This window comes from Streptomyces sp. S063, from assembly GCF_002832675.1.
GTDB lineage: Bacteria > Actinomycetota > Actinomycetes > Streptomycetales > Streptomycetaceae > Streptomyces > Streptomyces sindenensis.
On record NZ_CP021707.1, the window covers coordinates 2,465,070 to 2,478,629 of the forward strand.

General features: G+C 71.4%; 9 protein-coding genes, 2 tRNA genes and 2 pseudogenes. 6 read left to right on the forward strand and 7 right to left on the reverse strand.

Translation table 11 applies throughout. The features are described from left to right. Positions 1–111: 111 nt before the first annotated feature. The 3 genes from CCZ36_RS11095 (at position 112) to CCZ36_RS11105 (ending at position 1,612) form a co-directional block, all read left to right on the forward strand. The gene (locus CCZ36_RS11095; protein ID WP_128817563.1) at positions 112–870 is read left to right on the forward strand and encodes an IclR family transcriptional regulator; all 759 of its coding nucleotides are present in this window, start codon (positions 112–114) and stop codon (positions 868–870) included. A 40-nt stretch (positions 871–910) separates the two neighbouring features. Then, on the forward strand, positions 911–1,462 hold the full coding sequence (locus CCZ36_RS11100) for a hypothetical protein (protein WP_069738558.1): 552 nt from the start codon (positions 911–913) through the stop codon (positions 1,460–1,462). A gap of 76 nt (positions 1,463–1,538) precedes the next feature. Continuing rightward, positions 1,539–1,612: transfer RNA gene (locus tag CCZ36_RS11105), tRNA-Lys, on the forward strand. A 90-nt stretch (positions 1,613–1,702) separates the two neighbouring features. On the opposite strand, the pseudogene CCZ36_RS11110 reads toward CCZ36_RS11105, so the two are convergent. The 4 genes and pseudogenes from CCZ36_RS11110 to CCZ36_RS11125 all read right to left on the reverse strand — a co-directional run. After that, positions 1,703–1,891: pseudogene (locus tag CCZ36_RS11110) on the reverse strand (acyl-CoA synthetase); the annotation flags it as partial. A 19-nt stretch (positions 1,892–1,910) separates the two neighbouring features. Continuing rightward, entirely contained in the window at positions 1,911–2,501 is a 591-nt protein-coding gene (locus tag CCZ36_RS11115; protein WP_069738556.1) for a lytic polysaccharide monooxygenase auxiliary activity family 9 protein, read from the reverse strand. Between the two features lie 212 nt (positions 2,502–2,713). Further along, the gene (locus CCZ36_RS11120) at positions 2,714–4,819 is read right to left on the reverse strand and encodes an SPFH domain-containing protein (protein ID WP_237302628.1); all 2,106 of its coding nucleotides are present in this window, start codon (positions 4,817–4,819) and stop codon (positions 2,714–2,716) included. A gap of 38 nt (positions 4,820–4,857) precedes the next feature. After that, a complete protein-coding gene (locus CCZ36_RS11125; RefSeq protein ID WP_069738554.1) occupies positions 4,858–6,156 on the reverse strand; it encodes a peptidoglycan-binding protein in 1,299 nt (432 codons plus the stop codon). Positions 6,157–6,348: 192 nt separating this feature from the next. Here CCZ36_RS11125 and CCZ36_RS11130 point away from each other — a divergent pair. The 3 genes and pseudogenes from CCZ36_RS11130 to CCZ36_RS11140 all read left to right on the forward strand — a co-directional run bounded on the left by CCZ36_RS11130 (position 6,349) and on the right by CCZ36_RS11140 (position 10,752). Further along, positions 6,349–6,422 (forward strand) — tRNA-Lys (locus tag CCZ36_RS11130). A gap of 465 nt (positions 6,423–6,887) precedes the next feature. After that, positions 6,888–8,818: pseudogene (locus CCZ36_RS11135) on the forward strand (glycosyltransferase family 2 protein). Continuing rightward, entirely contained in the window at positions 8,815–10,752 is a 1,938-nt protein-coding gene (locus tag CCZ36_RS11140) for a kelch motif-containing protein (protein ID WP_069738552.1), read from the forward strand. Before CCZ36_RS11135 ends, CCZ36_RS11140 begins: the two are co-directional and overlap by 4 nt. Before the next feature lie 69 nt (positions 10,753–10,821). On the opposite strand, the gene CCZ36_RS11145 is transcribed toward CCZ36_RS11140, so the two are convergent. From CCZ36_RS11145 to CCZ36_RS11155, 3 genes are all read right to left on the reverse strand, one after another. Next, positions 10,822–11,868: a glycoside hydrolase family 6 protein gene (locus tag CCZ36_RS11145; RefSeq protein WP_069738551.1), complete on the reverse strand. Its 1,047-nt coding sequence runs from the start codon at positions 11,866–11,868 to the stop codon at positions 10,822–10,824. Between the two features lie 345 nt (positions 11,869–12,213). Beyond that, entirely contained in the window at positions 12,214–12,933 is a 720-nt protein-coding gene (locus tag CCZ36_RS11150; RefSeq protein ID WP_069738550.1) for a class F sortase, read from the reverse strand. 1 nt (position 12,934) lies between these two features. Then, positions 12,935–13,501 (reverse strand): hypothetical protein, encoded by a 567-nt coding sequence (locus CCZ36_RS11155; protein WP_128817565.1) that lies wholly within the window; start codon positions 13,499–13,501, stop codon positions 12,935–12,937. Positions 13,502–13,560: the final 59 nt, after the last annotated feature.

Consider the following 13,560-nt stretch of genomic DNA (forward strand, 5'->3'; position numbering starts at 1 on the left):
GATGACAGCTCCGGGGCGCCCCTACCGACTCGTCAACTGCCGTCCCGCCGGGCCCTTCCGGGGGCTATCGTGGGGCGAAAGCTTGCGGTCACAACCTGGTAGGGGGACACCGTGGCGTTGAAGCCCGAGCCGACGGCGCCGTTCCATTCGGTGCAGTACGCCCTGCGCGTGCTCGAATCGGTCTCCAAGCACGGCAACGGTGTGACCGATGCCCAGATCTCCCGTGAGACGGGGCTGCCGACCGGCCACCTCGCCTCCCTCCTGCTCACGCTGCGCCGCGAGGGCTATGTGGAGCAGGTCAGCGACGGTGCGTACGTCATCGGCGCGTCCCTGCTGCTGCTCGGCTCCGGGGCGACCCGCCGCCGGGCCCTGGAGGACCGCCTCCAGCTCACCCTTTCCGAGCTGCGCGACTCCGTCGGCGCGGCCGTCTACCTCAGCCGGTATGTGGACGGCGAGGTCAGTGTGACCCAGGTCGCGGACGGGCCGCTCACCCCCGCGGTCAACGAGTGGGTGGACTTCCGCGCCTCGGCGCACGCCAGCGCGGTCGGCAAGTGCCTGCTGGCCCAGCTCGACCACGACGGGCGGCGCGACCACATCTCCCGGCACCGGACGGCCCGGCTCACCTCGCGGACGATCACCGACGAGAAGATCCTCTTCTCCCAGCTGGACGCCCAGGCCGCCACGGTCCCGGTGCTGGACCTCCAGGAGTACGCGGTGGGCACCGTCTGCGCGGCCGTGCCGCTGACGGCCGGCTCCGCCGCGGGCTGCCTCGCCCTGTCGCTGCCGATCGAGGACGCGCACCGGCTGCGGTCGGCGGCCGAGACGCTGAGCCGCCGGGCGGCGCCGGTCCTGCTGTCGCTGGCGCTGTAGCGGCCGGGCACCGGACGGCGCAGGCAGTAGCCTCACCGTCATGTACGCACCGGTACCCGCGCTGAACCTCCTGAAGGAGTTCGAGGACAGCGTCGACGACTACTTCGCTCCCGGCTTCGAGCTGATCCCCTTCGGCGAGGACGACGGCGGCTATCCGCGGCTCTCCGACCGCATCCGGCCCTTCGCGCAGGCCACCGGCTCCGGCTCGACCTACGCCATCTGGCTGCGGGACGAGCGCACCGACCTCGCCACGCTGCCGGTGCTCCTCCTCGGCGACGAGGGGGGCGTCCATGTCGTGGCCCGCGATCTGCCCGAGCTGCTGCGCATCCTCGCCTCCGGCTGGGAGCCGATGTGCGGCTGGGACCACCTGGACTACTTCGACGAGCGCGAGGAGGAGGACGGCGACGACGGGAACGGCCGCTGTCCGGAGAACCCCGCGTTCCGGGCCTGGCTGCGCGACCGCTTCGGCCTGGAGGCCGCCGAGGATCCGAACGAGATCGCCCGGTCGGCGGGCGAGGAGCTGCGGGAGCCGTTCGCCGCCTGGATCAGGCCGCTGGTCCCGGACGCGGTGGGCGGGCACGGAACGGCTTAGGCGGGGCTCCGGGGGGCCCCGGACGGAGGGTGTCATCAGCACCCCTCGGGACCAGGTATTATTTTCGAGTCAGCAGGCGCCGTTAGCTCAGTTGGTTAGAGCAGCTGACTCTTAATCAGCGGGTCCGGGGTTCGAGTCCCTGACGGCGCACGACACACAGTGGGCGGTCTCCTTCGCGGAGACCGCCCACTGTGCTTCCCTCGCTCACAACGCTCCGCCCTCATCCTGGTCAGGTACGGCGTTGGCGAGCAGTACGCCGAGGTGCGGTACGCCGCCGCGTGGCAGCAGATCCGCGAGGAGCGCCGCCCGTGCGGCGGCGCCCTCGACCACCTGGTGATGAGTGAGCACGGTGGGGCCGTGCATCAGGGCGGGCCGGTGGTCACCCCGTTGACGTCGTACGAGCTCCGCGACGGTGCCGGTACTCCTCATGACACCGCACGACGAAACGTCAGAACTTGACGTCGGAGCAGGCGTAGAACGCGTTGGTGGTGTCCGCGACGTTCCACACGGCGAGGATGATGTGCTTGCCGGTCTTCTGGGTGGGGATCGTGCCCTGGTGGGTCAGGGTGGCCGGCGGCTGCTGGCTGCCGTAGGGCACGGTCATGAAGGGCTGCGATTCGAGCGCGGCCCGGGTGAGCGGCTTGGTGGAGTCCCAGCCGTTCTTGGTGATGTAGTAGCGGAAGTCGCTGGTCCGGTGGCGGGCGGTGAACTGCCAGCGGAAGCTGTAGCCCTGTCCGCCGGTGACCTGCGTGGCGGGCCAGTTGCCGCCCCGGGGGTCGTCGAGCTGGGCGAACTGCCCGTTGCCGCCGGAGCAGATCTTGCCGTCCGCCGGTCCTGCCGCCGGGAAGCCCTTGGGGCCCTCGACGCTCTGCGGCTCCCACTGGATGTTGCCGCAGCCGGTCACCGTGCCGTTGGCACAGAGCTTCTGACGGCTGATCGGGGAGTCCGTGTAGCCGTGGCCGCTGGCGCTGGTGGTCGCGAGCACCGAGACGCCCGCTATCGCCAGGCCGATCACGGCCGCGCTTGCCTTTTTCCGCATGGGCTGTCGCTCCTCTAGAACGTGGGGGAGGTTCCATGAGCATTGCTCGACTGCTGCGCGCTTGGTACGGAGTGCTGTGCGTGACGCGGATGCTGCGGTCTAGACCAAGTCTTAGATTATTGACGCGGCGTGAACATGTCCAGACCAATGAGCGTCATATTCCGGCGGCCCTCCGAGCCGTCCCGGACCCTTGCCGGAACCTCCCCGGGCCCTCAGGCCCCGTCCCCTCCCCCGCTGCGGCCGGTGTAGAAGGCAACCGTCAAGTCCTTGACGAGCGCCTTGCGTTCGTAGTCGTCGAGCTCGACGATGCCGCGGGTGGTGAGCCGGTTGACGGTGTCGTCGACCGCGTCCACCACGGAGGTGAGCACGCTGTCGCGGTGCCGGGAGTCGATCGCGGCGATCCGGCGGCGCTGCATGGCCGCCGCGACCTCGGGGGCGTACTCGATACCGGTCGGCTGCGCGGAGTACACCTCGACGCCGACCGGTTCGCAGTCCGCCTTCAGCATCCGGGTCAGCGCGTCGCCGACCGCCTCCGCGTCGCGCAGGGTCGGGGCGTCCTCGTGGAACGCGTCGGCGGGCAGCTGCGAGAGGACCCGGGCCATCGCGGCCTCGACCTGGGCGCTCAGATACGCCTCGTGGTCCTCGATGCCGAGGACGGCCCGGACGGTGTCCTTGATCCGCCACACCACGAGGACGACCACGCGCAGGGCGGTGCCGTTCGCGTCGACGGCGGGCAGCGGTTCGCTGCGCCAGTGACGCAGCCGTACGTCGACGCGGCGGCGCAGCAGGAGAGGTGAGACCCAGACGAGGCCGGTGCGGCGGACGCTGCCCCGGTAGTCGCCGAAGAGCGTCAGCACCCAGGCGTAGCCGACCCGGCCGCGGCCGAGGCCACCGAACGCGAGGAGCACCGCGGTGGCGAGGAGGGCGAGCGCGGCCCAGGCGCCGATGCCGATGCCGAGATCGGGCCGGGGGGTGAGGCCGACGGCGCTCTGCCAGCCGGCGGGCAGCGCACCGCGCCACCACAGGACGGCCAGCGCACCCGCGGTCCCGGCCGCACCGGCGAGGAGGGCGGCGTAGCCGGACAGGGCGGGCCCGGGCCGCTCGGCGAGGCGGGGATCAGCGACCGGGGCGGGACGGGTGGAGGGCCGCACCCGCGTCTGCGGCGAACGCGGCACGGGGGGCCGCCGGGTGGCGGGCGCGCGGTCCCCGGCGGGCTGGTGGACGACGGCCCCGGGCCCGGGCAGCGCCGCCGCACCGTCGGCCGGCTTTTGGTCGTCCCGGAAGAGGAGGTGTACGGGGATGGAGGCCGTGGTCTCGTTGGCGATGACGGAGTGGCGGCGGCCGGGGTTGGCGGACGCGGTGGTGGTCGCGGTCGCCGGGGCGGCGGCGGCCGGTGCGGGCACGGAGAAGGTGGCCGAGGCGGCACGGTCGCCGGGGGCCAGGTCCAGGACGAGGTCCAGCTCGGTGTCGGGCCCGGGGCCGGCCCCCTTGGCGGACGTGCCCCCGGCCTGACGCTTCGGGCTTTCGGGCTCGGCCCCGTAGGAGGGATGCGGGGTCCACTCCGCCGAGGGTTCCGTCCTCAGTCGCCGGACGGGCTTGAGATGCAGGTTCCCGTCGAGGGGGGCGGGGCGGGCACCCTCAGCTGCGGGGCGGGCGGGGGCGGGGGCCGGGCGGTCGGCGGGCGGGCCCTTCGGGGCGAGGGAGGCAGGAGCGGGGCGGTCTCGGGCCGGCCCCGGGTGCAGGCTCACGTCCAGGGACTCCGAGGACTCCGAAGGCTTCGAGGACTCCGGGGGCTCCAAGGACTCCGAAGGCTCCGAGGGCTCCGGGGCGGCGGTCCGGGGCGGGGCGGGCGGGTGCTTGCCGCCCCCAGAGGGCGCGACCTTGCCACCCCCCGGTACCCGGCCAGGATGGCCCTCCGGCCCGCGCCCAGGCTTCTGCTCCGGCCCCCACGCGGGCTCGGGTTCCGGCGGCAAGGTCCGGTCGGCCACCGGACGGAACAACGGCGGCGGCGCGCTGCCCGCGCCACCCCTCTCCGGCGGCTCGGGCACACGCTCGGCCTCCGGCGGCGGGGTCCCGTCACCCACCGGACGGAACAACGGCGGCGGCGCGCTGCCCGCGCCACCCTTCTCCGGCGGCTCGGGCACACGCTCGGCCTCCGGCGGTGCGGGCGCGGGCTCCGGGGCCCGCTGTGGGGTCTTCTCCGCGATCGGGCCGAACAGCGGCGGCGGGGCCCCCCTGCCCGGTGGGGCGAAGAGGGACGGGGGGAGCTGGCCGTCCAGGTTGTCCGGGCTGTGGGGGGTCTGGTCGTCGTTGGTCACCGGTTCCCTGTTCCTTTCCGTCACGTCGTGCGCGTCCGTCACGCGAAGAGCCGGCGCCAGGTCTCCGGCCCCGGATAACCGTCGGCCGCACCGCCGCGCCAGCCCTGGGCCCGCTGGAACGCCTCGACGTTGCGGCGGTCGGCCTCGGTCCAGAGCGGGCTGGGGCCCGACACGTAGTGCTTGCCGTATCCCTTCTTCACCAACTGTTTGCCGAGCCGGTCGACATGGCTGTTGGACTGACCCGGCTGGAAATAGCCGCGCCCGGGGAACGCGACCGCCGTACTCGGGCTGCCGCCCGCGCCGGCGGCCGGAATGTTCCGTCCGCCGCCTGAGGTCAGCAGCCGCCAGGTGTGCGGGCCGGGGATGCCGTCGGCCTCCTTGCCCTTCCAGCCCTGGGCCTGCTGGAACGCCTGGGTCGCGCGCTTGTCCGCCGTTCCCCACTCGGGCCCGGGGCCGACCGCGTAGAACCGCTTGCCGCCCCGCTGCACCAGCATCTGGCCGAGCTGGGTGACGTACTTGTTGTCGGCGCCGGGACCGAACCGCTCGGCCCCGGGGAAGGCGGTCGAGGAGCCGGAGCCGGGCGATCCGCCCGTGACCCCCTTGTAGCGGTAGGCGACGTAGCGGTCGGAGTTGTTCCAGTACGCCAGGGGCGTCGACTGCTTCCGGGTCCGCGGGCGCGCCTGCTCGTAGGCGACGTAGTGGGTGCGCGCGCTGGAGGTCCAGCCGCCGAAGATCGTGACGTGCGAGCCCTTGGCCGGGTCGGCCGGGTTGTGGAAGAGGAGGATGTCACCGGGCTGGAGGTCGGCCCGGGCGATCCGGGTGCCGTACGCGGCGAGGCTGCCGGTCCACTCGTTGGCGCCGAGGTTCCAGGCCATCGACACATAGCCGGAGCAGTCCTGGCGGTAGCCGTCGGACCAGTACTTCTCCATGCTGTACGGAACCTTCGCGTCCACCCACCGCTGCGCCCGGTCGATGATGGCCGCCCGGGTGGTCTTGGGCGCCGCCGCTCCGGCCGACGGCGGGCCCGAGGCCCCGGTGCCCCGCAGCGGCCCCTTCTCGCCCTGCGGGTTGGCGGGGGCCGGCTCCGGGTCGGCGTCCCCGTCGGCGCGCGGGGCCCAGGGGGCGTGGCCCGCGGCGGCCGCCGCGCCGGCGGCCCCGCAGGAGAGGACCACCCCGGCGGCCGTGGCCAGCACCAGGGCGCGTCGCGCGCCGTGCGCGGCGGGATGGCCGCCGCGCCGCACCGGCAGGGCCCGCGCGGCGGAGCGCCGCCGCTCCGCGCACCCCGCGCAGGCGCAGTCGATGGCGGGTTCGTACTCCTCGAAGACCGGAACAGACATGCGATTCCCCTCCGCACTCGTCATTCGTCAAGATCTTTGGGCGCAGCCGCAACGGACGTCGGCGTTTTAACTCTCCTGACATATCGCATTTTGACGGAACAAAGGAAAAAAACGACTATCTGATGGGGCGTGGCGGCCGGTAAATGGTTCGGAGCACCCCGGCGCGTCGGGTAGAGTTCTCCAGGTCAGCAGGCGCCGTTAGCTCAGTTGGTTAGAGCAGCTGACTCTTAATCAGCGGGTCCGGGGTTCGAGTCCCTGACGGCGCACGCACAGTCAAGGCCCTCTCACGTTCCGTGAGGGGGCCTTGATCATTCCCTGTCTGACATGCGACGACACCCAGGGGCGCGAGCGCGTCTACGCACTTCGTCACACCCCCTCCACAACCTGGGACCAAATCGTGCGTATGACCGGTAAACGGTCTGTTTCACCCTTGCGATCCCGTTCGGTGTCGGACAATCTGTCTGGGTGCCCGAACGGGCGCCAAGGGGGCTGCTGATCCGTACAGTTGGCACAGCAGAGCGTGACGTTCCGGTTGTCCGTGCCGCGGGGTGGGGGTCCCGCTCGGAGGCGGACACCGAGGGGGCATCATGCAACCGGAAGGCCGCCGAACCATGTCTGTGGGAACGGTGGCCTGCCACCGTGTGCGTGCCCGGTGAAGAACGGGGACCCACCGCGCACGACGAGAGAGACCGAGCAGTCACGCACCAGCATGCGTGCGGGGGGATGTACCCATGACGTCGACGCCGCCAGGCGACCGGCAGGAGAACGACGCTTCCCGGACGACGCAGCTCCGGATACCGGCACAACTGCGGGCCGGCGCGGCGCGGCGGCGTGCCAAGAAAGAGCTGCCCCGCTACGACTACGAGCACTACAGCCGGCTCGCCGGACCGCTGACGCAGCCCCCGCGGGCAAGCCGTACAAGGTCCAGTACCGCTCGCTCATATCGCAGGAGCCGCACCGCGTGCGCGCGGCGCTCCTGCTCGGCGCGGCTCCCCTCGTCTCCCTCGGTCTCTTCGCCTGGCTGATGCAGCCGAGCCACTGGACCGACCGCGATCCGAACCTCGACAACGACCTGCTGCTCGTTCTCGACGTGATCATGCTCGTCTCGATCGGCCTGATCGAGCTGTTCCGCACGATGAACGTCCTCTCCAACGCGCACGCCACCCTCGTCGCCCGCGACCCGGTCCCCGTGGTCCCGGAGTCCGGCACCCGGGTCGCCTTCCTCACCTCCTTCGTCCCCGGCAAGGAGCCGCTGGAGATGGTGACGAAGACCCTGGAGGCGGCCGTCAGGATCCGCCACCGCGGTCTGATGCACGTCTGGCTGCTGGACGAGGGCGACGACCCGGCGGTCAAGGAGGTCTGCGCCCGGCTCGGCGTGCACCACTTCTCCCGCAAGGGCGTCGCCCACTGGAACCAGGCCAAGGGCCCGCACCGCGCCAAGACCAAGCACGGCAACTACAACGCCTGGCTGGACGCGCACGGCGGCGACTACGACTTCTTCGCCTCGGTCGACACCGACCACATCCCGCTGCCGAACTACCTGGAGCGGATGCTCGGCTACTTCCGCGACCCGGACGTCGGCTTCGTCATCGGCCCGCAGGTCTACGGCAACTACGACACGTTCGTCACCAAGGCCGCCGAGTCGCAGCAGTTCCTCTTCCACGCGCTCATCCAGCGCGCGGGCAACCGCTACGGCGCGCCCATGTTCGTCGGCACCAGCAACGCGGTCCGTATCTCGGCGCTGAAGCAGATCGGCGGTCTGTACGACTCGATCACCGAGGACATGGCCACCGGCTTCGAGATCCACCGCCACCGCAACCCCGCCACGGGCAGGAAGTGGCGCTCGGTCTACACCCCGGACGTGCTGGCCGTCGGCGAGGGCCCGACCGCGTGGACGGACTTCTTCACCCAGCAGCTGCGCTGGTCGCGGGGGACGTACGAGACGATCATCGGGCAGTTCTGGAAGGGCTTCGGGACCATGCCGCCCGGCAAGCTCTTCAACTACACGATGATGATCATCTTCTACCCGATGTCGGCGCTCAACTGGATCCTCGCGGCCCTCAGCTGCGCGCTCTTCCTCGGCATGGGCGCCTCCGGCGTCCAGATCGACCCGACGATCTGGATGATGCTGTACGGCAACGCCTCCGCGCTCCAGATCGGCCTGTACATCTGGAACCGCCGCCACAACGTCTCGCCGCACGAGCCCGAGGGCTCCGGCGGTCTGGCCGGCATGGTGATGTCCGCGCTCTCCGCGCCGATCTACGCCCGCTCGCTGATGGACGCGGTGCTGCGCCGCAAGAGCTCGTTCGTGGTGACCCCCAAGGGCGACTCGTCCAGCCCGGACACCCTCTTCGGCACCTTCCGCATCCATCTGTTCTTCATCGTCGTCTTCGGCGCCTCGATGATCTCCTCCTTCTTCCTCGGCCACAGCCACCCCGCGATGGTCACCTGGGCCACGCTGGCGCTGCTGATCACCGCCGCGCCGATCATCGGCTGGCGGTACACGATCCGCGCCGAGAAGAGGAAACGCCGGTCGGGCGGAGGATCGCACCGCAGCGGCGGGCCGGCCCCCGAGCCGAGGCCCCAGCCCCTGCCCGGTGCGCCGGGCAACGACCAGACCATGCAGATCGCTCAGATCGCCCTTGGGGGACGTAAGAAATGAAGTACCGTCCGAGCCGCCGTACCCGCCGCCTGGCGATCAGTACGGCGGTGGTTCTCGCGCTCGCGGGGGCGAACGGGCCGTGGCTGTACCGCTTCAGCACCGAGCGCTATCACGAGTACAAGATCAACCAGCCGGAGTACAAGGCGGCCAACGGCCACTGGGACTTCCTGGACGTCCCCTCCGAGCACCGGATCAACACGATCCACGCGGCGCTGCTGCACACCGGCAAGGTGCTGCTCGTCGCGGGCTCCGGCAACAACCAGAAGAACTTCGACGCGAAGAGCTTCCGCTCGGTGCTGTGGGACCCGAAGACGAACGTCTTCAAGGACATCCCCACCCCCAAGGACATGTTCTGCGCCGGGCACACGCAGTTGCCCGACGGCAAGCTCCTCATAGCCGGCGGCACCAAGCGGTACGAGAAGCTCCAGGGCGATGTCACCAAGGCCGGCGGCCTGATGATCGTCCACAACGAGGACCCGGACAAGCCGATCACCCTGCCCGCCGGCACCCGGTTCACCGGCAAGAAGAACGGCAAGACGTATCTCTCGAAGGACCCGATCCTCGTCGAGAAGGCCACCAAGGTCTTCGACAAGGAGACCGGCGCGTTCCTGCGCAACGACCCCGGGCTCGGCCGGATCTACGTCGAGGCGCAGAAGACCGGCAAGCAGTACGAGACCGGTACCGAGGACAACTACCGGGTCGCGGGCCTGTCCGGCTCGGACACCCGCAACGTCTACGGCATCGCGCAGAAGCTGGCGCTGGACAAGAAGGACTTCCAGGGGATCAAGGAGGCCTTCGAGTTCGACCCGGTCGCGGAGAAGTACATACCCGTCGACCCCATGAACGAGGCCCGCTGGTACCCGACCCTGACGACGCTGGAGGACGGCAAGGTCCTCGCCCTGTCGGGGCTGGACGAGATCGGGCAGATCGTCCCCGGCAAGGACGAGATCTACGACCCGGCGACCAAGGAGTGGGAGTACACCGGCATCGTCCGGAAGTTCCCCACCTATCCGGCGGTCTTCCTGCTGAACGACGGCAAGCTGTTCTACTCCGGCTCCAACGCCGGATACGGCCCGGCGGACGTGGGCCGCGACCCGGGCGTCTGGGACCTCTCGACCAACAAGTTCAAGAAGATCCCCGGGCTCAGCGACCCGGACCAGATGGAGACCTCGGCCACCGTGCGGCTGCCCCCGGCCCAGGACGAGAAGTTCATGGTGATCGGCGGCGGCGGCGTCGGCGAGTCGGAGAAGTCCAGCGAGAAGTCCCGGCTGGTCGACCTCCAGCAGAAGAACCCGAAGTTCACCGACGGTGCGTCCCTCTCCGAGGGCACCCGCTACCCCAGCGCCTCCCTGCTGCCCGACGACTCGCTGCTGGTCACCGGCGGCTCCAGCGACTACCGGGGCCGCAGCGGCTCCGACGTGCTCCAGGCCCGGCTGTACGACGCGAAGACCGACACGTACAAGAGGGTCGCGGACCCGGCGGTCGGCCGGAACTACCACTCGGGTTCGGTACTGCTGCCGGACGGGCGGGTCATGATCTTCGGTTCGGACTCGCTGTTCTCGGACAAGGCCAACACCCGGCCCGGCGTCTTCGAGCAGCGCATCGAGATCTACACCCCGCCCTACCTCTACCGGGACTCCCGGCCGGAGCTGACGGCCGGGCCGAAGAAGATCGAGCGCGGCTCCACGGGGCTCTTCACCACCCAGCACGCCTCGAAGATCACCTCGGCGAAGCTGATGCGGCCCTCGGCGGTCACCCATGTCACCGACACCGACCAGCGCACCATCGCGCTGGAGATGGAGAAGTCGGAGGACGGGGTCACCGTCACCGTGCCGGACAACCCGGCACTGGTCCCGGCCGGCTGGTACATGCTGTTCGTCACCGACGAGCAGGGCACCCCGTCCGAGGGCATGTGGGTGGAGGTGCCCGAGTAGGGCTTACGCACGGCGAAGGCCGCACACCGGGAGATCGGGTCTCCGGTGTGCGGCCTTCGGTCGTTCCCGCTACTTCGTGGCGCCGGCCAGACCCAGGGCGTACTCCGGCCACCAGTCGCCGGCCTTCGGGCCGCCCTTGCAGTCGCCGTCGGACTCGCCGGGGCGCTTGATCCACAGGTAGGCGTCGACCAGCTCGTCGCCGGTCTGCGTGGTCGGGACCTCGCCCAGGGCGCGGCCCGGGGGGTTGCACCAGCTCTCGGCGGGGTCACCGCCGGTGTAGGGGCCGTTGCCGTTGCGGCTGGTGTCGATGACGAAGGGCTTGTTGCCGATCTTCTCCGACAGCTTCTTGCCGAACTCCGTGGAGACGGCCGTCGTCTGGAAGTTGGAGACGTTGAGCGAGAAGCCGTCGGCCTCGGCGATCCCGGCCCGCTGGAGCGGCTGGAACAGGGCGTCGGGCGACTGCCAGCCGGCGTTGCCCGCGTCCAGGTAGACCTTGGTGGCGGGCTGCTGCTTCAGCCGCTGGATGGCGCCCTTGAGGAGGTCGTACCGCTCCTCGTGGAACTCCTGGGGCGTGCAGCCGTCGACCAGGTGGAGCAGGGCGTCCGGCTCCAGGATCACGGTGGCGCTGCGGTCCCCGATGCCCTTGGCGACGCCGTCCAGCCAGGAGCGGTAGGTGTTGCCGTCGGCGGCGCCGCCCTTGGAGAACTGTCCGCAGTCGCGGTGCGGGATGTTGTAGAGGACGAGCAGGGCGTCCCGGTCGGCAGCGGCGGCGGCCTCGGTGATGCCCCGCACCTGGGACTCCGGGTTGTCCGGGGTGACCCACTCGCCGACCGGCTGCTGGGCGATCTTCCGGATCAGCGCCGCCTTCTCGTCGTCGCCGTCCTCGGTGTACGCGGCGACCTGGCGGGCGGCGTTGCCGTCGGGGTTGACCCAGTACGGGTCCTTGTCCTTGGGCTGCTGTTCGACGGTCGGCGCGCCCTGCTTGCCGCCGCCGTCCCCGTCACCGGAGCAGCCCGCCAGCAGCAGGGCCGCCCCGAGCGCCGCCGCCGTACCGGTCGTCCGCAGGCCCGCCACGCGCCTGCGCGTCCGGGACCGGCCGGTGTAACTGCCGTACATCCACTCCCCCTTGGGTGCACTGCCTGCACTGTTCGTCATTGGTTGCACCGATGTGCTGCCGGTCCGATCCATCCTGGCACAGCGGCCGGGCCTCCACGCTCGCACCCGTACAACGCGCACGCCCGGGCACCGGTTCCGGACATCCTGTTCGAAAGCCGGTCATCCGCCCGGCCGGCCCCCCTACAGTGGCGAGGACCGGAGCCCTTCCCACCGCACCGACCTCCCGTACCGCGCCGGGCGACTCCCGCGGCCGGGCGCACGCGGTCGAGGACCGGCCCGGCGGGCGCGCCCCGTGAGAGGCGGCCCGCCGGGCCGGGTTGGACGTGTTCCGTCGTGGTGCGGCGGTCAGCCGCGGCCGTGGGCCACCGCTTGGGCGCGCTCCCCGCCGTCCCCGGTCGCCGCGCCCCGTGCGCCGGTGAGGTAGGCGGAGACGACCACGTTCGCCGAGTAGGAGCGGGTCTTGTGGTCGTACGTCCCGCCGCAGGTGATCAGCCGCAGTTCGGCCCGGCCATCCTCGCGGGGCCCGTACGCCTTCTGCGCGTCGAAGCGTGTCCGGGTGACGAGCTGGACGTCGTCCACGGTGAACTCCGCGACACTGCCGTCGGTCCGGGTGACCTCGATGCGGGCGCCCGGCTTCACCGCGCTGAGCCCGTAGAAGACGGCGGGCTTGGTGTCGGTGTCGACATGGCCGACGAACAGGGCCGTGCCCTTGGCCCCGGGCCGGGTGCCGTCGCCGTACCAGCCGGCGGTCCTCGGCATTCCGTACGGGGGCGGGTCGATGGCCCCGTCGCCGTCGAGGCCGCGCGCGATGACGGGGGCCTCGATCCCGACGGAGGGGACCTCGACGCGCTCGGGGGCGGCCCCGTCGAGCGGCTCGTGGGCCGGGGGCAGCGAGGCCCCGAAGGGGCGGCCGACCGCGGCCACGTCGCCGGTGGTGGGGCCCGACAGACCGCCGAGCCCGCCCCCGGCCTCCTTGCCCCAGAGCCACAGGCCGAGCAGCAGCACGGCCCAGGTCACTCCGGTGAGCAGTCGCCCGTTGCCTGCCGGGCGGTCCGGGGCTCCCATGTCAGCCGCCGGCCGCTTCGCGGCGCCGGCGCGAGCTGCGCAGGGCGACGGCGACGGCCGCGACGGCGGCGAGCACCAGGCCGATCACCGCGTGCCGGGTGCCGGGGCCCTGGGCCTCGGCGGACCGTTCGGCGAGGGTGGCGGTGCCTCCGCCGCCCGCCTTGACGGGTGCGGCGGGCGAGGGCCGGTTGTGGTGGATGACGGTGAGGGTGCCGGTGGCCTTGCCGCCACTGTCCTCGCACGTCACCCAGACGTCGTAGGAGCGGGGTTCGGCGTCGGACCGGATCCGGGCCTCCGCGAAGAGCCCTTTGTCGTCGGCCGGGCGGAAGTGGGCGACCGAGGTGAAGGCGTCGGAGTTGCCCTTGGCCCGGCGGCCCTTGCCGCAGACGTCGACCCACAGTTCCACCTGCCCGCCCGGGGCGATCGTGGACGGGGTGATCGAGACGGTGCGGGTGCGCCGGTCGTCGTCCCCGGCCGGGGCGGCCGGGACGGCCAGCGCGGCGGGGGCGGGCACGGCTATGAGCGCGGCCGCCGCCGCTGCACAGAACGTGAGGGGTATGGAACGCATCGTGAACCTCCTACGGGAAGGTTCACGGCTGTGGTGGCGGCCCGCATCCGCAGTCCTCC

What these genes read in the sequence shown, in the direction of transcription:
- CCZ36_RS11100 (WP_069738558.1), top strand. Translation starts at nt 911, where the DNA reads ATGTACGCACCGGTACCCGCGCTGAACCTCCTGAAGGAGTTCGAGGAC.
- CCZ36_RS11115 (WP_069738556.1), bottom strand. Translation starts at nt 2,501, where the DNA reads ATGCGGAAAAAGGCAAGCGCGGCCGTGATCGGCCTGGCGATAGCGGGC.
- CCZ36_RS11125 (WP_069738554.1), bottom strand. Translation starts at nt 6,156, where the DNA reads ATGTCTGTTCCGGTCTTCGAGGAGTACGAACCCGCCATCGACTGCGCC.
- CCZ36_RS11140 (WP_069738552.1), top strand. Translation starts at nt 8,815, where the DNA reads ATGAAGTACCGTCCGAGCCGCCGTACCCGCCGCCTGGCGATCAGTACG.
- CCZ36_RS11145 (WP_069738551.1), bottom strand. Translation starts at nt 11,868, where the DNA reads ATGTACGGCAGTTACACCGGCCGGTCCCGGACGCGCAGGCGCGTGGCG.
- CCZ36_RS11150 (WP_069738550.1), bottom strand. Translation starts at nt 12,933, where the DNA reads ATGGGAGCCCCGGACCGCCCGGCAGGCAACGGGCGACTGCTCACCGGA.
- CCZ36_RS11155 (WP_128817565.1), bottom strand. Translation starts at nt 13,501, where the DNA reads ATGCGTTCCATACCCCTCACGTTCTGTGCAGCGGCGGCGGCCGCGCTC.